At 72.1% G+C, this 20421-nt stretch carries 16 protein-coding genes and 1 pseudogene; 14 read left to right on the top strand and 3 right to left on the bottom strand.

The window, feature by feature from the left end:
* Positions 1-67 precede the first annotated feature (67 nt).
* From TFC3_RS13435 to TFC3_RS13425, 3 genes are all read left to right on the top strand, one after another.
* Positions 68-1648, top strand: a complete 1581-nt coding sequence (locus TFC3_RS13435) for a serine/threonine-protein kinase (protein WP_082772029.1) — start codon at positions 68-70, stop codon at positions 1646-1648.
* A gap of 119 nt (positions 1649-1767) precedes the next feature.
* Positions 1768-2556, top strand: a complete 789-nt coding sequence (locus tag TFC3_RS13430) for a hypothetical protein (RefSeq protein WP_067499668.1) — start codon at positions 1768-1770, stop codon at positions 2554-2556.
* 7 nt (positions 2557-2563) lie between these two features.
* The gene (locus tag TFC3_RS13425; RefSeq protein ID WP_067499666.1) at positions 2564-3253 is read left to right on the top strand and encodes a class F sortase; all 690 of its coding nucleotides are present in this window, start codon (positions 2564-2566) and stop codon (positions 3251-3253) included.
* Between the two features lie 43 nt (positions 3254-3296).
* On the opposite strand, the gene TFC3_RS13420 is transcribed toward TFC3_RS13425, so the two are convergent.
* From TFC3_RS13420 to TFC3_RS38715, 3 genes and pseudogenes are all read right to left on the bottom strand, one after another.
* The gene (locus tag TFC3_RS13420) at positions 3297-4598 is read right to left on the bottom strand and encodes an FAD-binding oxidoreductase (RefSeq protein WP_236718107.1); all 1302 of its coding nucleotides are present in this window, start codon (positions 4596-4598) and stop codon (positions 3297-3299) included.
* Between the two features lie 5 nt (positions 4599-4603).
* Positions 4604-5446: a sulfurtransferase gene (locus TFC3_RS38720; protein ID WP_369819673.1), complete on the bottom strand. Its 843-nt coding sequence runs from the start codon at positions 5444-5446 to the stop codon at positions 4604-4606.
* Between the two features lie 81 nt (positions 5447-5527).
* Positions 5528-6427 (bottom strand): annotated as a pseudogene (locus TFC3_RS38715) (ketopantoate reductase family protein); the annotation flags it as partial.
* 139 nt (positions 6428-6566) lie between these two features.
* Here TFC3_RS38715 and TFC3_RS13410 point away from each other — a divergent pair.
* The 11 genes from TFC3_RS13410 to TFC3_RS13360 all read left to right on the top strand — a co-directional run bounded on the left by TFC3_RS13410 (position 6567) and on the right by TFC3_RS13360 (position 20404).
* Positions 6567-7418 carry a LysR family transcriptional regulator gene (locus TFC3_RS13410; RefSeq protein WP_067499662.1) on the top strand — a complete coding sequence of 284 codons (852 nt, stop codon included), beginning with the start codon at positions 6567-6569 and terminating at the stop codon, positions 7416-7418.
* Between the two features lie 102 nt (positions 7419-7520).
* Positions 7521-8279: an alpha/beta hydrolase gene (locus TFC3_RS13405; protein WP_067499660.1), complete on the top strand. Its 759-nt coding sequence runs from the start codon at positions 7521-7523 to the stop codon at positions 8277-8279.
* Positions 8276-9418 carry an LLM class flavin-dependent oxidoreductase gene (locus tag TFC3_RS13400; RefSeq protein ID WP_067499658.1) on the top strand — a complete coding sequence of 381 codons (1143 nt, stop codon included), beginning with the start codon at positions 8276-8278 and terminating at the stop codon, positions 9416-9418. The genes TFC3_RS13405 and TFC3_RS13400 overlap by 4 nt, the downstream gene beginning before the upstream one ends.
* On the top strand, positions 9415-10599 hold the full coding sequence (locus TFC3_RS13395; protein WP_067499656.1) for an LLM class flavin-dependent oxidoreductase: 1185 nt from the start codon (positions 9415-9417) through the stop codon (positions 10597-10599). Before TFC3_RS13400 ends, TFC3_RS13395 begins: the two co-directional genes overlap by 4 nt.
* Entirely contained in the window at positions 10596-11768 is a 1173-nt protein-coding gene (locus tag TFC3_RS13390; protein WP_067499654.1) for an acyl-CoA dehydrogenase family protein, read from the top strand. Before TFC3_RS13395 ends, TFC3_RS13390 begins: the two co-directional genes overlap by 4 nt.
* A gap of 10 nt (positions 11769-11778) precedes the next feature.
* Positions 11779-13398, top strand: a complete 1620-nt coding sequence (locus tag TFC3_RS13385; RefSeq protein ID WP_067499652.1) for an ABC transporter substrate-binding protein — start codon at positions 11779-11781, stop codon at positions 13396-13398.
* Between the two features lie 4 nt (positions 13399-13402).
* Positions 13403-14392: an ABC transporter permease gene (locus TFC3_RS13380; RefSeq protein WP_067499650.1), complete on the top strand. Its 990-nt coding sequence runs from the start codon at positions 13403-13405 to the stop codon at positions 14390-14392.
* Positions 14389-15282 carry an ABC transporter permease gene (locus tag TFC3_RS13375; protein WP_082772028.1) on the top strand — a complete coding sequence of 298 codons (894 nt, stop codon included), beginning with the start codon at positions 14389-14391 and terminating at the stop codon, positions 15280-15282. Before TFC3_RS13380 ends, TFC3_RS13375 begins: the two co-directional genes overlap by 4 nt.
* A complete protein-coding gene (locus TFC3_RS13370; RefSeq protein ID WP_067499648.1) occupies positions 15279-16883 on the top strand; it encodes an ABC transporter ATP-binding protein in 1605 nt (534 codons plus the stop codon). The genes TFC3_RS13375 and TFC3_RS13370 overlap by 4 nt, the downstream gene beginning before the upstream one ends.
* Positions 16873-18654, top strand: coding sequence for an ABC transporter ATP-binding protein (locus tag TFC3_RS13365; RefSeq protein WP_067499647.1), 1782 nt, complete (start codon positions 16873-16875; stop codon positions 18652-18654). Before TFC3_RS13370 ends, TFC3_RS13365 begins: the two co-directional genes overlap by 11 nt.
* On the top strand, positions 18632-20404 hold the full coding sequence (locus TFC3_RS13360; protein WP_067499645.1) for an ABC transporter ATP-binding protein: 1773 nt from the start codon (positions 18632-18634) through the stop codon (positions 20402-20404). The genes TFC3_RS13365 and TFC3_RS13360 overlap by 23 nt, the downstream gene beginning before the upstream one ends.
* The last annotated feature ends 17 nt before the right edge of the window (positions 20405-20421 follow it).

Genomic DNA, 20421 nt, shown 5'->3' with positions numbered 1-20421 from the left:
ACCCTCACCCAGCCGGAGGTGAAGCGGCTTCGAATCCCCGTTGTCCAGCCAGCGAGCGGTCGTGGGGATGATGACGGTGGCGCACGCCCAAAGGAACATCGGTGTGGAGAGCCCGGCCGGGGGCCTGACCGTGGCCGGACGGTACCGGCTGGTCGCGCTCATCGCGGCCGGTGGCATGGGCCGGGTATGGCGTGCGCATGACGAACTCCTCGAGCGCACGGTGGCGGTCAAGGAGGTGCTGCCGCCCGCCGGTCTGCCGGCGTCGAGCCGGGCCGAGGCTGTCCAGCGCACGGTCCAGGAGGCACGCGCGGCTGCGCGGCTCGATCACCGCAACGTCGTACGGATCTTCGACGTGGTGCGGGCGACCGGCCGGTCCTGGATCGTGATGGAGTACATACCGTCGCGGTCGTTGCACGAGGTCGTGTCCGCCGACGGCCCGATGACCCATCAGCAGGCGGCCCGGATCGCGCTGGCGGTGCTGGACGCGCTCAGCGCCGCGCATCGCGCCGGGGTGCTGCACCGTGACGTCAAACCGCAGAACGTGCTGCTCGGCGAGGACGGCCGGGTGGTGCTGACGGACTTCGGGCTGGCCACCATCGGGGGGCACCGGGCCGAACGCGGCGAGCCGGTGGTGGGATCACCGCACTATGTCGCCCCCGAGCGGCTGCGCCACGGGGTTTCCACCCAGCAGACGGATCTGTGGTCGCTGGGGGCCACGCTGTACACCGCGGTCGAGGGCCGGACCCCTTTCGCCCGGCCGACCGTCAACGAGTCGCTGTCCGCGGTGCTGGCGGGGGTGCCCGATCCGCCCAGGCATCCGGGTGCGCTGCACGCCATCATCGGGGGGCTGCTCACTGTCGATCCGGCCGACCGGCCCGGTGCCGGGGATGTTCGCGTGGCCCTGCAGGAAGTGGCCCGTGGGGCGGTGGGCATCCATGCCGCACCGGTGCCGGGGATCGTGCGGCCCCGCCGGTGGCGGGTTCTGGCCGGTGCCGGCGCCGCTGCGATAGCTGTGGCCGGTGCCGGTGCCGTGGCGGTGCTGTGGACCGGCGGCACTGAGCCGGCGGCACCAGCCCCGTCCGTGGCCGCCGCGGCGCCGGTAACCGGGCCCTGCGGTGGCGCAGCGCCCGAGCCGTTGCGCAGCACCGCGGCCGGAGCGCCGATCTCCTTACCGGAAGGCTGGGTGTGGCACGCCGACCCCCTGGGCTTCGCGCTGCCGGTGCCGCGGGGCTGGGAACGCAGCACCGCCGGGTCTGCGGTGTGCTTCAGCAATCCCGGCGACGCGCGTTCCTTCACCGTTGAGCCCGGCGGGCCGCTGAGCGGCCGGCCCCTGCAGCACTGGCAGGACGCTGAGCAGTCCGCTCTGCGCCTCGGGACGCTTCCCGGCTACCGCAAGGTCAGCATGGGCCCGCTGTTGGTCAACGGTGGCGGCGCCGACTGGGACTACACCTGGCAGCCGGGTACGGGTGCGCAGTTGCGGGTGTATCGCATGCTGCGGGCCGCCGGTGCCGACCGGTCCTATGCGCTGACCTGGACGACCCGGGCCGCCGACTGGGACCTCGACCGCGCCAACCAGCGCCTCCTGCTCGCCGGCTTCCGGGACCCGGCCCGGCCCGCGGCGACCTGGTCGATACCAACCCCTCGGTGATCGATACGCAACACAAAGTCAAATTTCAATACATACCAAGCTGGATGCCGCTCCGGTCCGAAGCACTGGTGACCACAACACCGGTTCGAACTGAGCCCCTCCGGCAAGGAGAACCCCTCGTGAGACTCGCCCGTACGCTCCTCGCGCTGCCCGCCGCGGCAGCCATCCTGTTCGCGGTTCCGTCCGCTGCCTTCGCCGATGAAAGCGTGCACGTTCAGCTCGATGCGCTCAACAAGTCGGGGGCCTCGGGTACGGCCACCCTGACGGCGATGTCCGACGGTGATCTGAAGATCAGCATCCGGTCCCGCGGGCTGGTCCCGAACTCGCCCCACGCCCAGCACCTGCACGGCTCCACCAGCGGCATGGACTTCCACTGCCCTGACATGTCCGCGGACAAGGACGGCAACGGCTTCGTCAGCACCGAGGAAGGCGTGCCGATGTACGGCGACATCTTCGTCTCGCTGACCACCAAGGGTGACATCAGCAAGGCCAGTGGCCTGGCGGTGGACCGGATGCCGACCGCGGATGCCAAGGGCAATCTGTCCTACGAGCGGACCATCGCCGCGGCCGATCTGCCCAAGGGCACCATCGAGCACCTCAAGGATCTGCACATCGTCGAGCACGGCATCGACGCCAACCACAACGGCAAGTACGACATGGACGCGCTGGGTGAGTCGACGCTGGCGAAGTCGGCGGGTCTCAAGGGGATTCCGGAGGAAGCCACCGATCCGGCCGTGTGCGGCATGGTGTCGGGGGCGGCCGCGGGTTCTGTGCCCGTGGGCGGGGTTGCCACCGGTGACGGCAGCACCAGCCACGACTCGACCCCCATGTACGGCCTCGGCGGCCTGGCTCTGCTGGGTGCCGCCGGTGCCTTCCTCGCTCGCCGCCGGCTGAGCCGCCAGAGCTGAGCAGGCCATGACGAACGCCGGCACCTCGCCGGCCGGGAACCGCTGGGGGCGCTACGCGCTCTCAGCGGTAGTCCTGGTCCTTACCGTTGTCGGGGTCTTCACCATCGTCAGAGGGGCGCGGGAGCACCCGAGCCAGCCACCGCTCGCGGCGGCGGCCACCGACGCGCCGCCCCCGGAAGCCGTCCCCACGGCCAGCGCACAGCCCGGCGCAGCACTGACGACCGGACCGCTGATGAGCACTTCGGCACCCACCCGGGTCGTCATCCCCGCGCTGAGCGTCGATGTGCCGCTGACCGGGCTCGGCCAGCAGGCTGACGGCGCCATGCAGGTGCCCGCCGACGCCACAACGGTCGGGTGGTACACCAAGGCGCCCACCCCCGGATCCCTGGGCCCGGCCGTGCTGGCCGGGCACGTCGACTACCGGAACAAGCCGGGCACGTTCAACCGCCTCGCCGAACTCAAACCCGGCGCGACCATCTCCGTGGACCGCGAGGACGGCAGCATCGCCATGTTCTCCGTCGTCAAGGTCGAGCGGTATGCCAAGGACAAGTTCCCGAGCGACGCCGTCTATGGCTCGATCAACCGCGCCGGGCTCCGGCTGATCACGTGCGGCGGGAATTTCGACAGGACCGCCGGGCACTACGAGGACAACATCGTGGTCTACGCCGACCTCAGCATGGCCCATCCCGCCCGGTGATCCCGCGACCGGGCCCAGCCCTGGCCTGACCGCCATCCGTACCTCAGATGCCCTTGCCGGGGTTGAGGATGCCGTACGGGTCGAACACCGCCTTGATCTGGCGGTGCAGCGACAACGAAGCCGGACCCAGTTCCCGTTCCAGCCACGCCCGCTTGAGCACCCCCACGCCGTGCTCCCCGGTGACCGTGCCACCCAGCCGCAGGGCCAGGGCGAAGATCTCGTCCGCGGCGCGGTGGGCCGCCTCGGGAATCGGCTCGCCGGGACGGCCGGCCACGATGATCGGGTGCAGGTTGCCGTCCCCGGCGTGAGCGAGCGTGCAGATCGGCACCTGATGGCGCTGCGCCACGGCCTCGATCTCGCGGACCGCCTCGGCCAGCCGCGAGCGGGGCACCGCGATGTCCTCGATCAGCGGCCGCCCGAGCCGTTCGATCGCGGGTAGCGCCTGGCGCCGGGCGGCCAGCAGCGCGGCCGTCTCGGCCGGGTCGGTCGTGCTGCGCAGCGTGGTGGAACCCTTGGCGAGCACCTCAGCGGCGTGCGCGGCCTCGTCCGGCCCACCGTCGGTCTGCACGATCAGCAGCGCCGCGCCGGCCGCGCGCAGGGCCGGGTCGATCGCGTTCAGCGTGGCCTCGTCCAGCAGCTCGGCCAGCACCGGCCGGATCCGGGCCTCGGCCAGCGCCACCGAGGCGGCTGCGGCGGCCGCGACATCGGGGTAGGAGGCGGCGATGGTGGCCGACGGGTCCGGCAGGGGACGCAGCCGCAGCGTGGCGCCGACCACGATGCCCAGCGTGCCCTCCGAGCCGACGAACAGGGCGGTCAGGTCGTACCCGGCGACGCCCTTGAGGGTGGCCCGGCCGGTGCTGATCAGGTCGCCGCCGGCCAGCACGACATCCAAGCCCAGGACGGCGTCGCGGGTGACGCCGTACTTGGCGCAGCGCAGACCGCCCGCGTTCGTGGCGATGTTGCCGCCGATCGTCGAGATGGCCACGCTGGCGGGGTCGGGCGCGTAGCTCAGCCCGTACCCGGCGGCGGCCCGGTCCAGCTCGGCCGTGATCACGCCCGGTTGCACCACGGCGACCCCGTCGGCGGGCCGGATCTCGACGATCCGGTTCATTCTGCTCAGATCCAGCACGATGGCCCCGGCTCCGGCCGCACTCGCGCCGGTCAGCGCCGTGCCCGCGCCGCGGGCCACCACCGGTGTCCGGCTGGCCTGCGCCTCCCGCAGCACCTCCTGCACCTGCGCGGCGGTGCGGGGAAAAGCCACGGCCGCCGGGGTGCCGGCCGGCTCCCAGCCCGAGCGGTCGAAGCGACGCTCAGCCAGCAGCGCGGCGTCGGTCGACCATTGCACCCCGCTCATGCCACCGGCCGCGACGGGTCGGCGGACCAGGCGGACCACGAGCCGGGGTAGAGCGCCGCGTCGATGCCGGCGACGGCGAGCGCCACGATCTCGTGGGCCGCGGTCACCCCCGAGCCGCAGTAGACACCGACCGGCCCGCTCACCTCGGCGAAGCGCTCCCGCAGGTCCTCGGCGGTCCGGAACAGCGGTACGCCGTCCTGCAGGTTGCCGGTGGTCGGGGCGCTGACCGCGCCCGGTATGTGGCCGGCTCTCGGGTCGATGGGCTCGACCTCGCCGCGGTACCGCTCGGCGGCCCGGGCGTCGAGCAGGGTGCCGCCGGTCGGCAGGGCCGCGGCCTCATCGGCGGTGAGCGTGGGCAGGTGGCCCGCGGTGAGCACGACATCGCCGGGCACCGGCGTGCGGGCCTCGCCGGTGGCTTCGCCGTAGCCGGCCGCGCCCCAGGCCGCCAGGCCGCCGTCGAGCAGGCGCACGTCGCTGACCCCGGCCCAGCGCAGCAGCCACCAGGCTCGGGCTGCGGCGAGCCCGCCGGTGTTGTCATAGACCACGACGGCCCGGTTCTGCTCGAGCCCCCAGCGGCGGGCCGCGGCCTGCAACTGCTCGACTGGCGGCAGTGGGTGCCGTCCGGCGCTGGGCGCGTGCGGACCGGCCAACTCGGTGTCCAGGTCGACGTAGACGGCACCGGGCAGATGCCCGGCCCGGTAGTGCTCGGCGCCGTGCGGGTCGCCGAGCGCCCAGCGCACGTCGAGCAGCAGCGGCGCGTCGGGCTGGGCCACCCGGCGGTACAGCTCCTCGGCGCCGATCAGCACCGGGCGGTCGGCGGTGCGGCCCGGCCGGGGCAGGCCGGGCAGGGTGGCGCTGAGATCCGCGTCGTCGAGCGAGGCGGCGGGTGTGCCCTCGGCGACCGCCCGGTGCAGGCGGGCCTGGACGGCGGCGGCGGCCGGGGTGTCCACCCCGTGCAGGCGGCCGAGCAGCACGATCTCCCCGTCGAGGTAGTCGGTTTCGGGGGTCGCGGCGCGAGCCAGGCTCTGCCGGGTCGAGTTGCCGGCGCGGGCCCGCCCGGGCACCTCGGCAACCCGGAAGTCACCGGGATCGGGCTGGACCGCCTCGATGCCGGCGGCCGCGTAGACCGCCCGGGCCTCGGTCTTGAGCCGTTGCAGGGCCGCGTCGCGCAGCACGCTGGGCGCATAGAGCGCGTCCAGGGTATTGACGAGGTTGCCGAGCAGCTTGCCGGCCTTGTGCGCGGCGATGTCGCCGGCCTCCTGGGCGAGGATGCCGCCGCGGCGCAGGTCGGCGGCGATCCGGGCGACGGCGGCATCTGGCTGGGCCGGGAGCCGCCCCAGCCAGACCGCGGCGGGCGCGGGGAAGCCGTGGTTGACCACCTCACCGGGGACGGCGAAGGTGGCCGGGATCCACACCACGGCACCGATCACCCGGGCGAACGAGCGCAGCGCAATGCGTTCGTTGGCCAGCCCGTTCTGCAGCGTCACCATCGGCAGCTCGGTGGCCGCCAGCCCGGAGCCGCCATCGGCCAGCTTGACCGGGCGCCACGCCCACTCGCGCACCGCAGCCTCGGTGCCGGTGCTCTTGGTGGCCAGCAGCAGAACGTCATCGCCGGTCAGGTCGACCTCGTCCGGTCCGGCGGCGACCGGGATGCGTAGCTGGTGCTCGCCGTCCGGGCGCAGGTAGGTCAGGCCACGCTCGCGCAGCGCGGCGAGCTGGGCGCCCCGGGCGATCAGCACGGTCTCGATGCCGGCCCGGTGCAGCTCGGCGGCGATCGAGGCACCGACCGCCCCGGCACCGATCACCACGTAGCGGCTCATCTATTGCCCCTTTTGCCCATCAATTTGCTAGGAATTTGGTCGGGTTCAGCATGGTGGTGCACCGGCCCGGCTGTCCAGCCTGGATTGCCGATCGGCATCGAACACAACTTCTTATCAATCGGTTGCTAGCGTGCGCCGCATGGGACAGGTGCTGGACATTCTTGCGCTGCGCAGCCTCGTAGCGGTGGCCGACTGCGGCGGCTTCCACCGGGCGGCGGCGGCGCTGCGGGTGAGTCAGTCGGCGGTGAGTCAGCACGTACGCCGCCTGGAGAAGACGATCGGCCGGCCGGTCGTCGAGCGACAGGGCCGGGCCACCGCGTTCACCCCGGACGGGCAGGCGCTGCTCGGCGAGGCCCGGCGGATCCTCGCGGCGCACGACGAGGCGCTGCGCCGGCTGGTCGGCCCCGAACGCCCGGCGATCACCTTCGGCACCAGCGAGCACGCTGCGGACCTGATCCTGCCCGCGATCACCGCCGCGCTGCCCGGACACCAGGTGCGGTTCCGCATCGACCGCACCCGCCGGCTGGACGCTGCGGTCGACCGGGGCTCGCTCGACGTGGCGGTGCACCTGGCCGAGGCGTCCTCGGCCGACGGGGTGCCGGTGGGCTCGCTGCCGTTGACCTGGTACGCGGCCACCGGCTGGGAACCGCCCAGCGGGCCGTGGCCGGTGGTGGCCATCGAGGAGCCCTGTGTGCTGCGCAGCCGGGCGCTCACCGCGCTGACCGGCCGGGGCCTCGATCCGTACGTGGTCTGTGACAGCGGTTATGTGGCCGGGGTGCTGGAAGCGGTGCGCAGCGGGCTCGGCGTGGCCCTGATGGCGACCGCTGCGGCCACTCCGGACGGGCTGCGCGAACGTACGGATCTGCCACCGGTGCTGCCTGCCGCGCTGAGCCTGCGCGCCCGCAACGGTGCCGACGCGCAGGTGGTGGCGGCGGTCACCGAGGCCTTGCATGCGGTGCTTGCCCAGGGTCGCATCCCCGCCGTTCGATAAGCGATCGCAATCGGTGTGATCGCGAATCCGCGTTGGACGCCGTCCCGCATGCCCTACTAGCTTGGTAGGTGTTGTAGGCAATCAACCGCCGGAAGGCCCTCGATGACCCTCACCCACCAGGCCGAAGTGCTCACCTGGACCGAGCCCGAACCGATGCCCCTGCGGGGAACCGTCATCCTGCTGCCCGGGCGCGGTGAGTCGCCGCAGGTGTACGAACGCCTCGGCAAGCGCCTGGCCGCGGACGCCTACCGGGTGCACGTCGTCACGGCGCCCAGCGACTCGCCGGATCAGGCGCGGGCCCAGCTGACCGGGCTGCTCGAAACCGCCGACGCCGACAAGCCCCGCGTCGTTGCCGGCTCGGACGGGGGAGCGGCGTACGCGGCCCACCTGGCCGCCCGCGCCGAGCTGCCCGGCGTCAACGCCCTCATCCTGGCCGGGCTGCCCACCGCGGCCACCGCGAGCACCGCCCGCGACTGGGATGGCGAACTGGATGCCCGCAGCTTCTGCCCCACCCATCGGGGCCGGATCAGCGCTTCGGGCGTACGGGCGGGGGAACTCTTCACCGATCTCCCGCCGGACTGGTTCGACGCGCAGGCCGCAGCGCGCATCTCCCTGCCCGTGCTCGGCCTGCACGGCCGTGAGGACACCGTCAGCCCGCTCGCCGACGCCCGCGACTTCTACGCCGCGGTGCCCCACGCAGAGTTGGTGAGCATCGCCGGAGGCCCGCACGACGTGCTCAACGACCAGACGCACCGCACCGTGGCCGCGACCATCGTGCTGTTCCTCGAACGTCTGCGCGGCGGCGCCGGACTGCCACCCATCGCGCTCGCCGAGCCGCTGCGAGCCGGGTCGCCCGCATGAGCGTCCAGTTCATCAGCGCCGTCAACGTCAACGCCGGCAACGAACTCAACCGCCTCGGTCAGGCCGGCATCGACCTGCCCTTCTTCACCCGGTACGTCAACGCTCTCGAGGACGCCGGCTTCGACTACACCCTGTGCGCCTACGCGTCCTCGTTCCAGGACCAGTTCGCCATCGCCAATCAGATCGTGGCCCGCAGCGAACGCGTCACCCCGATCGTGGCGCTGCGCCCGAACACCGTCTATCCGACCGTGGCGGCCAAGGCGCTGGCTACGCTCGATCAGTTCGGCGCCGGCCGGGCGGTGGTGCACTTCATCTCCGGCGGCAGCGACGCCGAACAGGCCCGCGAAGGCGACTACCTGCCCAAAGAGCGGCGCTACGCCCGTACGGCGGAGTACATCGACATCGTCCGCAAGGTCTGGAGCAGCACCGAGCCGTTCGACCACGAGGGGGAGTTCTACCGCTTCGAGAACTTCCTGAGCCTGGTCCGGCCCACGCACGGCACCATCCCGGTCTCCGTCGGCGGGTCCTCGGCCGAGGCGTACCGGGTCGGTGGCGCCCGCGGCGACATCTTCGGGCTGTGGGGTGAGCCGCTGGCCGACACCCGCGAGCAGATCGATGCCGTGCAGGCCGAGGCTCGCGCGGCGGGCCGCACCGACCGGCCCCGGATCTGGGTGACGTTCCGCCCGATCATCGCCTCCACCGAGGACCTGGCCTGGCAGAAGGCCGAGCGCATCCTCTCGGTGCTGCGCGCCGGTGGTCCCCACCCGTTCCGCTCCTCGCTGGGCGGGGCGGCCCCGCAGAACGTGGGCTCGCAGCGCCTGCTGGAGATCGCCGGTCGGGGCGACGTGCACGACCGGGCGCTGTGGACCCCGACCGCCTCGGCGACCGGTGCCGCCGGCGCCTCCACCGCGCTGGTCGGCACCCCCGAGACGGTGGCCGCCGCGATCCTGGACTACGTGGATCTGGGCGCCGAGCTGATCTCCATCCGCGGCTACGACAACCTCAACGACCTCATCGACTACGGCCGGTACATCCTCCCGCTGGTCCGCCAGGAACTGGCGCACCGGGAGGCGACGGGGCAACGCGGCCCCCTGCAGGACGAACACCCAGGGGCATACGCAGAGAGGACCCCCGCATGAGCACCGACGACCTTCCCTCGACGGCCGCACCCGACGTCGAGTTCATCAGCCTGTCGCACCTCAACCCGTCGACCGAGCTGCACCCGGTGCCCTCGCGGGGCATCGACCTGGCGTACTTCCGGCGCTACGTGCGTTCGCTGGAGGAGGGCGGCTACGACTACACGCTGCTGCCGTACGGCTCGGGCACCGCCGACTCGTTCGTCACCGCCAGCGCGGTCGGCCAGCTCACCGAGCGGATCAAGCCGATCGTGGCGCTGCGCCCGAACACCACCCTGCCCACCGTCGCGGCGCAGAAGCTGGCCACCCTCGACCAGCTGACCGAGGGCCGCGCCGTGGTCCACCTGATCTCCGGGGGCAGCGACGCCGAGCAAGCCCGTCAAGGCGATTACCTGCCCAAGAACAAGCGCTACGCCCGTACGTCGGAGTACATCGACCTGCTGCGCCGCTCCTGGAGCGAGCCGGCGGCGTTCAGCCACGACGGCGAGTTCTACAAGTTCGACGACTTCGGGCCGGGCTTCGCCCCGTACGAGCAATCGATCCCCATCTCCATCGGTGGGCAGTCCGACGAGGCCTTCGGGGTCGGCGGGGCCAAGGCCGACATCTTCAGCTTCTGGGGTGAGCCGCTGGCCGACCTGCGCACCGAGATCGACCGGGTCAACGCCATCGCCCGCGACGCCGGACGCACCACCCGGCCGCGCATCTGGGTGACCTTCCGGCCGATCATCGCGCAGACCGACGAGCTGGCCTGGCGCAAAGCCGGCGAGTACGTGCAGCGGATCGCGGCCAACTTCCGCACCGTACGCCCGCAGCTGCAAGGCACCCCGCAGAACGTCGGCTCGCAGCGGGCGCTGGCCTTTGCGAACAGATCCGAGCTGTACGACCGGGCGTTGTGGACGCGTACCGCCGCTGTCACCAACGGGGCCGGCGCCTCCACGGCCCTGGTCGGCTCGCCCGAAACCGTGGCCGCCGCGATCCTCGACTACGTCGACCAGGGCGCGTCGCTGGTGTCGATCCGCGGCTACGACACCCTGGCCGACGCCGTCGACTACGGCCGCTACGTGCTGCCGCTGGTGCGTCAGGAGATCGCCCACCGCAAGGCCACCGGGCAGCGCGGCACCCTGCAAGCCGAGCACCCGGGCAACTACGCCCCGGAGTACGCGCAGTTCGCGGGCCGGTCGTGACGTACCCGTTCGCCGGACCCGACCTGTCCGACGCGGCCCTGACCGCCCTCACCTCGGAGATCGCGAAAACCGCCGGCGAGTACGACCGCAGCGCCGAACTCCCGTGGGCCGGCATCGAAGCCGTGCACCGCGCCGGGCTGCTCACCGCGACAATCGGCCGGCAGTACGGCGGCCCCGGGCTCGGTCCGCGCGACACCGCCCGCATCCTCACCGCCATCGGCGAAGGCGACGCCTCGGTCGGCCTGCTCGCCGCCAACACGCTCACCACCCACGCCGCTCAAGCCGCGTCCGCCACCTGGCCCGAGCGATCCTACGACGACCTGCTGCGCCGCTCGCAGACCGGACCGGCCCTGGTCAACGCCATCCGCGCGGAACCCGAACTCGGTGCCCCGGCCCGCGGTGGCCTGCCCCGGACCACGGTGACGCGTACGGCCGGCGGTTGGGTGCTCAACGGCCGCAAGGCGTACGCCACCGGCGGTACCGGCCTGGCCTACCACGTGGTGTGGGCCGTCGCCGACGAGCCGGACGGCGACCCGCAACGCCCCCGGGTCGGCCACGTCATCGTGCCCGGCGACGCCGCCGGCATCACCTGGATCGACACCTGGGACCACCTGGGCCTGCGCGCCTCCAACACCCACGACGTCCGGTACCAGGACGTGCTGCTGGGCGCCGACGCCTTCCGGGAGATCCCGCGGCAACCCGACGGCAGCTACCGTGATCCGGCGGCCGCGACCGGACCCGGCAGCTTCGGCCATCCCGCCCTGTACGTCGGCGTGGCCCGGGCGGCGCGCACGGCGTTCGCCGAGTTCGCCCGCAGCCGGGTGCCCGCCGCGCTGGGCAAGCCGATCGCGGCGACGGAGCGCATCCAAGCCGTTGCCGGCGAGATCGAGCTGCAGATCGTGCAGGCGGAGACGCTGCTGCACGGGGTGCTGCTGCGCCTGCAGGCCGGGGAGAAACCCGACCTGTCCGCCGTCAAGGTGGCCATCGCTCGCTCGGTGATCGCCGCGACCCAGACCGCGGTGGCCGCGCTGGGCAACCCGGGGCTGTCGCGCCACAACGCCCTTGAACGGCATCTGCGCGATGCCTTGTGCATCCGTGTGCACCCGCCCCAGGAGGACGCCGTCCTGCTGGCCGGCGGCCGCCGCGTGCTTCTTTCCTCCCCCTCGTGAAGGACTCCGCATGAGATTCATGAAACCCCTCGCCGCGACGGCCGCCGCTCTGCTGGCGCTCACCGCGTGCGGCAGCGGCGGCTCGACCGCCGCCGGTGGCGCCACCCTCAAGGTTTCGTTCTGGCCGGACAACCCGTCGTTCTCCTGCATCGACCCGTTCCAGGTCTACTGGATCGAACACCGCTCGATCCTGCGCAACGTGGCCGACTCGCTCACCGATCAGGACCCGCAGACCGGCAAGATCGTGCCGTGGCTGGCCCAGAGCTGGCAGATCAGCCCGGACGGCAGGACGTACACGTTCAAGCTGCGCGACGGTGTGACGTTCAGCAACGGCAAGAAGGTCGACGCGCAGGCGGTCGCCGACAACGCCACCGGGTGGATCGCCACGGTCAAGGCGACAAACGGGGCTGCGTACGGCGCGTCGTACATCCAGGGCCTGACCGGGGCCAAGGCGGTCGACCCGCAGACCGTTCAATTCGAGCTGAGCAAGCCCAACTCCTCGTTCCTGCAGGCCACCTCGACCACCAACCTGGCCATCACGGACCCGGCCGAGTTCCAGCTCAGCCCGGCCGAGCGCTGCACCGGCAAGGCCATCATCGGCTCCGGGCTGTTCGTGCTCGACCACTACACGCCGAAGGTCGAGACGGTGCTCACCAAGCGCGCCGGTTACGCGTGGGGTTCCGAGCTGGTGGCGAACAAGGGTGAGGCCAAGCTCGACCGGGTGGTGTTCAACTACGTGGCCGAGGACAGTGTCCGTACCGGCAACCTGATCAGCGGGGCCACCGACATCGCCTGGCCGCGTAACCCGTTCACCCCGCAGGACGTCCAGCTCATCGAGAAGTCCGGGGACAAGGTGGAGAAGCGGGCGCTGCCCGGCCCGGCCTACGCGTTGTACGCCAACACCTCGGCGGGCAAGCCGCTGGCTGATGCCTCGGTGCGCAAGGCGTTGTACAAGGCGATCGACGTGAAGACGTACGCGTCGACGATCTATGGTCCTGACTACCCCGTGGTGCAGGGCGCCTTCGACTCGACCACGCCGTACTTCAAGGCCCAGTCGGCGAAGCTGGCCTACGACCCCGAGGGCGCCAAGAAGCTGCTGCAGGACGCCGGCTGGACCGAGGGGGCCAACGGGTTCCGGGCCAAGAACGGCACCGAATTGAAGATCGAATATCCGATCACGGCGGCCAGCCCGGGTGCCGAGCTGCTGCAGGCCCAGCTCAAGCAGGTCGGCATCAACCTGACCCTGCGCACGCTGACCACCGCGCAGCAGGCGACCTACACCACCGAGGGCAGCTACGACCTCGCCTCGACCTATTTCACCCGGGCCGACCCCGGTGCGCTGCAGTTCATCCTCAACCCGCAGGTCGCCAACTCCAAGGCTCTCGCGCAGCGCTCGGCCACCCCCGAGGTCATCAAGGGCATCCAGGACCTGTTCGCCAAGGCGCTCGGGACCACCGACCAGAAGCAGACCAAGCAGGCGTACGCGGACCTGCAGGACTACCTGATCGACCAGGGCGTGGTGATCCCGCTGTTCGAGCGGCTGCAGTACGCCGGGGTCAGCGCCAAGGTCACCGGCTTCGCGTTCACCTCCGAGAGCTTCCTGCGGCTCAACGACGTGGCCAAGGCGTGATGAGATGACCAGGTACGTGCTGGGCCGCATCGCCCAGGCGGTGATCGTGCTGTGGGCCGCCTACACGCTGACCTTCGCCATCCTGTTCCTGCTGCCCAGCGACCCGATGGAGCTGCAACTGGCCGCGGCCGGGGTGCAGCCGGACAGCTTGAGCGCCGAGCAAGTGGCGGCCATCAAGCACCAGTTCGGCCTCGACCAGTCGATCTGGGCGCAGTACTGGCACCACCTGTCCGGGGTCGTCCGTGGCGACTTCGGCACCTCGCTGACCCAGCAGGTGCCGGTGAGCGACCTGCTCAGCCAGCGTATCGGGCAGACCCTGCTGCTCAGCGTCAGCGCCGCGGTGGTGTCGCTGGTGGCCGGCTCGGCGCTGGCGTACCTGGCCACCTTCGCCCGCTGGAACCCGCTGCGGGTGTTGCTCACCCGGTTGCCCGCCCTGGGCGCCTCGTTCCCGCAGTTCTTCGTGGCCCTGTTCGCGATCCAGTTCTTCTCGTTCCAGTTGGGCTGGTTCCCGGCCACCGGCACCCAGGGTTTCGCGTCGCTGATCATGCCGGTACTCACCATCTCGGTGCTAACATCCTCGGTGCTCGCCCAGGTGCTCATCAAGAGCTTCGACGAGACGCTGTCGCAGGCCTACATCACCACCGCGCGTGCCAAGGGCCTGTCGCGCTCGGCGGTGCACCTGCGCCACGCCTTGCGCAACGCAGCCCTGCCGGCACTGACGATTCTGGGCGTCATCGTCGGTCTCACGGTGACCAGCTCGATCGTCACCGAGACGGTGTTCACCCGCGACGGCGTCGGCAAGCTGGCCCAGGAGGCCGTGCTGGCGCAGGACGTGCCGGTGGTGCTGGCCGTGGTCACCGTCGCCGCGACCATCTTTGTCCTGGTCAACCTGGTTGTCGACCTGCTGTACCCGCTGCTCGACCCGCGCATCTCGCACACCCGGGGGCGGCCCTCCGGCAGGCCGGTCGCCGTCGTGGAAGGAGCCACGCTGTGACCGCAGCGATCGCCGAAGCCATCGAGACCGAGCGCCCGCTTCCCGTCGAGCAGTCCGGCGGGCGCAGGGCGGCCCTGCGCGCCGGCCTGGACCAGCTGGCCCGCAAGCCGGTGTTCCTGATCGCCGTGCTGTACGTGGTGTTCGTGCTCGTATCGGCCTTCTGGCCGACGCTGTTCACCGCCCACGGCCCCTATGACACCAACCCGGGCTCGGCCGCCCTCGCACCCAGCCCGGACCACCTGTTCGGCACCGACATCTACGGCCGGGACCTGTGGACCCGGGTGCTCTACGGCTCCCCGCTGACCATCAAGGCCACGCTGATCGCGCTGAGCATCGCCGTCGTCGCAGGGCTGGCACTGGGCATCGTGTCGGGCTTCTTCGGCGGGCTCACCGACTCGTTGCTGATGCGCTTCGTTGACGTGCTGCTCGCCATCCCGGGCCTGCTGCTGGCCCTGTCGATCGTCACCGCGCTGGGCTACGGCACGGTCGCGGTCGCGGTGGCGGTGGGCGTGGGCATCGTGCCCGGCTTTGCCCGCACCACCCGGGCCGAGGTGCTCAAGGTCAAGACTCTGCCGTACGTCGAAGCCGCGCGAGCCGGCGGTGCCTCCTGGACCCGGGTCCTGCTGCGCCACATCCTGCCCAACTCGTGGGGCCCGGTGGCGGTGCTGGCCGTACTGGACGCGGGCGTGGCCATCATCGCGATCGCGTCGCTGAGCTTCCTCGGCTTCGGCGCCGCGCCCCCGGCTGCCGAGTGGGGCACCCTCATCGCCGACGGCCGCAACTACCTCATCACCTCGTGGTGGCTCAGCCTGCTGCCCGGACTGTTCGTGGCGCTGCTCGTGCTGAGCCTCAACCACATCTCCAAGACCCTGCAGGAGCTGACCCGATGACGCTCGTGGACATCCGGGGCCTTGACGTCGGCTACGTGCGCCATCGCACGATCCAGCCGGCCGTGTCCGGGCTCGACCTCACCGTTGCCCAGGGGGAGGTGGTGGCCATCGTCGGGGAATCCGGCTCGGGCAAGACCACCACCGCCAGCGCCCTCATCGGGCTGCTGCCCGCCAACGGCCGGATCACGGCCGGCTCGGCGAAGGTGGACGGCGTCGAGACCGCCGGGGCCCGCGAGCGCACGTTGCGCGGCCTGCGCGGCTCGGTTGTCGGGCTGATCCCGCAAGACCCGATGGTCGGGCTCAACCCCACCCAGCGCGTCGGCGCCCAGATCGCCGAGGCCGTGCGGCTGCGCGGCATTGCCGGCCCGGCCGCGGCCGCCGAGGCGCTGTCCTTTCTGGAGCAAGCCGGGGTGAGCGAACCGGACCTGCGGGCGCAGCAGTATCCGCACGAGCTCTCCGGAGGCCTGCGCCAGCGGGTGCTGATCGCCATCGCCTTGGCCGGGCGGCCCAAGCTGATCATCGCCGACGAGCCGACCAGCGCGCTCGACGTGACAGTGCAGAAGCGCATCCTCGACCATCTCGGCGGCCTGGTCCGCGACCAGGGCATCTCGCTGCTGATCATCACGCACGACCTGGCCGTGGCGGCCGAGCGGGCCGACCGCGTGGTGGTCATGCGGCACGGCCGCAAGGTGGAGGAGGGTGACCCGCAGGCGCTGCTCAACACGCCGCGGCAGCCCTACACCCGGCAGTTGGTGGCCGCCTCGCCCCGCCTTGAACCCCGGTTCCGCACGGCAACGCCGCAGACACCGGCGCCCATCCTGACCCTCACCGAGGTCAGCAAGACGTTCGCGGTCAACGACCGGCGGCGCGGGCGGCGCGGCTTCAACGCCCTCGACAAGGTCAGCGTCGAAGTGCCGCGCGGGCAGACCCACGCGCTGGTGGGCGAGTCGGGCTGCGGCAAGACCACCACGCTGCGCATCGCGCTCGGCCTGGAAACCGCCACCAGCGGATCCGTGGTCCTCGACGGCACCGGGATCAGCGGCTTGTCGTGGAACCGGCTCCGGCCGCTGCGCCGCAAGGCCCAGTTGGTGCACCAGGACCCGTTCGCCACTCTCGACCCCAAGTTCACCGTCCGCCAGTCGGTGACCGAACCGCTCGTGTCGTTCCGCGTGGGCGACCGCCGTACCCGTGAAGCCCGGGCCCGTGAGCTGCTGGACCAGGTGGCGCTGCCCGCGTCCTACCTCGACCGGCTGCCGCGCGAGCTCTCCGGCGGGCAGCGCCAGCGGGTGGCCATCGCCCGGGCCCTCGCCCTCGAACCCGAGCTGATCATGCTGGACGAGCCGGTCTCCGCCCTCGACGTGCTGGTGCAGGAACAGATCCTCACCCTGCTCGCCGAGCTGCAGCAGGCGCTGGGCCTGTCCTACCTGTTCGTCTCGCACGACTTGTCGGTGGTGGCCCGGATCTCGCACACCGTCTCGGTGCTCAGCGAGGGCCGCGTCGTCGAGCAGGGCCCGGTGGCCGAGGTGTTCACCCAGCCGCAGAGCCCGTACACCAAGGAACTCATCAACGCGATCCCCGGCCGCAGCCTCGATGCTGCCTGACACCCGCCGGCGGTCCGCGCTGGCGGCCCAACTGTCCGGCGCGCGCGCCAACCCCGCCGCGGCTGCGCTCGCCACCGTCACCGGTCTGCTCAACGGCGCCACCATGGTGGCCGGGGCGCAGGCCATCGGCTGGTCCACCGACCACCTCGTGCTGCCCGCGCTGGCCGGCGAGCAGGTGCCGGCCCGCGCGTGGTGGCTCAGCGCCCTGCTCATCCTGGGCATCTCCGCGGTGCGCTGGAGCACCATCTTCGTGCGTGGCGTGGCCACCGGCCGGGTGCAGTACCGCGCGCAGGCCGAGACCCGCCGCGCAGTGGTCCACCGCTACCTCGACCTGGACCTGGAATGGCACCGGCGCCGCTCGCCCGGACGGCTGCTGGCCTGCGCGATCTCCGACGTGGACGCGCTGTGGTCACCCATGCAGTTCGCCTACTTCGCCGTCGGCATGGTGTTCATGCTGGCCCTCGCGCTCATCGAGCTGTTCCGGCGCGACACCGGGCTCGGCCTGACCGCCCTGGCGCTGATCACTCTGGTGCTCGGGTTGAACGTCGGCTACCAGCGGCTGCTCGCACCTCGCGCCCGACAGGCCCAGCAGGCCCGCGGCGTGCTGGCCGGCGTTGCCCACGAGTCCATCGAGGCCGACCCGGTGGTCCGCAGCCTCGGCCTCACCGGCACCGAGGACGCCCGCTTCGCCCCCGGCGTCGAACGGCTGCGCCGGGCCGACCTGCGCATGGCCTCGATCAGCTCGGTCTTCGACCCGCTCCTGGAACTGCTGCCCACCGCGGCCGTCCTGGTCGTGCTGGCGGCCGCCGCGCCGCGTGTGCAGGGCGGGGCGCTCAGCGTGGGCGATCTCATCGGCGTGGTCTACCTGCTCATCACCGTCGCCATCCCGCTCAACGTGATCAGCCGGTTCCTGTCCATGCTGCCGATGGCCACCGCAGGCCGTGAACGGGTGCAGGCGGTGCTGGAGAGCCGAGAACTGCTCAGGCACGGCGCTCACCGGCTGACCGGGGCCGGGCCGATGCACGTCGAGCTGCGCGGCGCCGGGGTTGCCCGCGACGGCCGCCCGCTGCTCAGCGACGGTGACCTGATCCTTGAACCGGGCACGGTCACCGTGGTCCTCGGCACGGTTGGGGCCGGCAAGACCACGCTGCTGGAGCTGGCCGGGGGTCAGGGGCATCCCAGCACCGGCACGGTCCTGTTCGATGGCGTCGATGGGCGTGAGCTGGACCGTGACGTATTGCCGGCGAGCGTGGCGGTGGTGTCGCAGGATCCGTTCCTGTTCGCCGAGTCGATCCGCGACAACCTGCGCCTGGACCGGGCCTGCGACGACGAGCAGATCTGGCAGGCGCTCACCGTCGCCGCGGCCGACGACTTCGTCCGTGAGCTGCCCGCCGGGCTCGACACCGTGGTCGGTGAGCGGGGTGCGACGCTGTCCGGAGGCCAGCGCCAGCGGCTGTGCATCGCCCGCGCCGTGCTGCGCCGGCCCCGGCTGCTCGTGCTGGACGACGCCACCTCGGCCCTCGACTCACGCGTCGAGCGGCACCTGCTGACGGCGCTGGCCGCACTGGCCGCAGCGGACGGCCCGACCCTGCTGCTGAGCACCAACCGGCCGCGGGCCGTCGACATCGCCGAGCGGGTGGTGCTGGTGCACGCCGGTCGGATAGCCGCCACCGGCACGCCAGTCGAGATGCGCGCGGTCGAGCAGTACCGGCGCATCGTCACGGCCTACGACCCGGAGGTGACCGGCGATGCGCGTACGCCCGTACCGTGAAACAGCGACCGGCCTGAGCGACCTGTCCCACCTCGGCCTGCGCGATCTGCTCGGCACCGCCGTGCGGGTCTCCCCGCAACTGCGGCAGGGGCTGATCGGGACCGGGCTGCTGGCGCTGCTCGCCGGTGGTGGCCGCATCGCCGCGCCGCTGAGTGTGCAGCGCGCGGTCGACGCCGGGCTGGCGCCGCACACCGTCGTCCCGTCCGTGGCCGTCGGGGCCGGCGCGGTGCTGGTGGCCGGGGTTTCCTCGATGGCGCTGAACCGCAGGCTGCAGGACCGGGTCGAGCAGGCGCTGGCCGGGTTGCGCCGCGCCGGGCTGCGCCGGGTGCACGACATGGCCGCCGGCGTCGCCGACCGGACCCCGAGCGCCGACCTGGTGGCCCGGCTGACCAGCGACGTCGACCAGGTGACGACGTTCCTGCAGGGCGGCGGCATCCAGTTCGTCACCAACGCTGCCCAGTTGCTGATCGCCGCGGTGATCCTGCTGGTGTACAGCTGGCCACTGGCCCTGCCGGTGCTGGTGCTGGCCGGGGTGCTGATCGCCTTCATGCTCGGCCTGCAGGCGGTGATCGCGCGTCGCTACGACCGCGCCCGGCGCGACTTGTCCCAGTTGCAGTCGGTGGTGGCCGAGTCGGTCGCGGGAGCGCCGGTGATCCACTCCACCGGCACCCAGGCGCGCACCCGGCGCCGGCTGGACCGCGCCGTCGACCGGGCCCGCGACAGCCTGCTGGGGACCCTGCCGGCCCTGCACGGCAACGCCGCGCTGGGTGAGCTGGCCATCTCGGTGATGACCGTGACGGTGCTGCTCGGCGGCGTCTGGCTGGCCCTGGCCGGGAGCCCGGCGCAGCCGCCGCTCAGCGCCGGGCAGGTCGTGGCGATGGTGTTCCTGGTGACGTTCTTCGTCCGCCCGTTGCAGTTCCTCGTACAGAGCCTCGGGGAGGCGCAGAACGCGCTCACCGGCTGGCGGCGGGCCCTGGAACTGGTCACCACCGTGAGCGCCGAGGTGCCCGACGGCTCGCCACCGGTGCCGGGCCCGATCGGCGTACGCGTGGAGCACCTGTCCGCACGCTACGGCGACGGCCCGCGGGTCTTGCACGACGTGAGCGTGGAGATCGGCGCCGGCGAGCATGTGGCGATCGTCGGGCGGACCGGCTCCGGCAAGTCCACGTTCGCCAAGGTGCTGACCCGCCGGCTGGAACCCTGCGACGGCTCGATCCGGTTCGGCGAAGTGCCCCTGCACCGGCTCACCGGCCTGGCCGGGCGGGTCGTCATCGTGCCTCAGGACCCGTTCCTGTTCGACGCCACGCTGGCCGCCAACGTCAAGCTCGGCCGGCCGGGCGCCAGCGACGCCGACGTGCTGCGCGTCATCGATCAGCTCGGCTTGTCCGGCTGGCTCGCCGAGCTTCCCGACGGCCCGCACACCCAGGTCGGCCTGCGCGGCGGGCGGCTCTCGGTGGGGGAGCGGCAACTGGTCGCGCTGGCCCGCACCGCGCTGGCCGCGCCCGACCTGGTGGTGTTCGACGAAGCTACCTCCGGGGTCGATCCGGCGACCGACGTGGCGGTGCAGCGGGCGCTGGGAGTACTCACCCGTGGTCGTACCACCGTTTCCATCGCCCATCGGATGAGCACCGCCGGGACCGCCGATCGGGTGCTGGTCTTCGACGGCGGCCGGCTCGTGCAGTCCGGCCCGCCCGGGGATCTCGCCGCGCAGCCCGGACCCTACGCCGGGCTGCTGCAAGCCTGGAGCTGACGCGCCCGCTTCTCGCA

This window comes from Actinoplanes sp. TFC3 (genome assembly GCF_001553785.1).
GTDB lineage: Bacteria > Actinomycetota > Actinomycetes > Mycobacteriales > Micromonosporaceae > Actinoplanes.
Note: the sequence above shows the minus strand (reverse complement) of the source record. Positions and strands in the feature narration are given on the sequence as shown.

Bases quoted from the DNA above. Each gene is read 5' to 3' on its own strand.
- TFC3_RS13360 (WP_067499645.1), top strand. From the start codon at position 18,632: ATGCGCGTACGCCCGTACCGTGAAACAGCGACCGGCCTGAGCGACCTG.
- TFC3_RS13380 (WP_067499650.1), top strand. From the start codon at position 13,403: ATGACCAGGTACGTGCTGGGCCGCATCGCCCAGGCGGTGATCGTGCTG.
- TFC3_RS13370 (WP_067499648.1), top strand. From the start codon at position 15,279: ATGACGCTCGTGGACATCCGGGGCCTTGACGTCGGCTACGTGCGCCAT.
- TFC3_RS13385 (WP_067499652.1), top strand. From the start codon at position 11,779: ATGAGATTCATGAAACCCCTCGCCGCGACGGCCGCCGCTCTGCTGGCG.
- TFC3_RS13405 (WP_067499660.1), top strand. From the start codon at position 7,521: ATGACCCTCACCCACCAGGCCGAAGTGCTCACCTGGACCGAGCCCGAA.
- TFC3_RS13435 (WP_082772029.1), top strand. From the start codon at position 68: ATGATGACGGTGGCGCACGCCCAAAGGAACATCGGTGTGGAGAGCCCG.
- TFC3_RS13410 (WP_067499662.1), top strand. From the start codon at position 6,567: ATGGGACAGGTGCTGGACATTCTTGCGCTGCGCAGCCTCGTAGCGGTG.
- TFC3_RS13365 (WP_067499647.1), top strand. From the start codon at position 16,873: ATGCTGCCTGACACCCGCCGGCGGTCCGCGCTGGCGGCCCAACTGTCC.
- TFC3_RS13425 (WP_067499666.1), top strand. From the start codon at position 2,564: ATGACGAACGCCGGCACCTCGCCGGCCGGGAACCGCTGGGGGCGCTAC.
- TFC3_RS13395 (WP_067499656.1), top strand. From the start codon at position 9,415: ATGAGCACCGACGACCTTCCCTCGACGGCCGCACCCGACGTCGAGTTC.
- TFC3_RS13400 (WP_067499658.1), top strand. From the start codon at position 8,276: ATGAGCGTCCAGTTCATCAGCGCCGTCAACGTCAACGCCGGCAACGAA.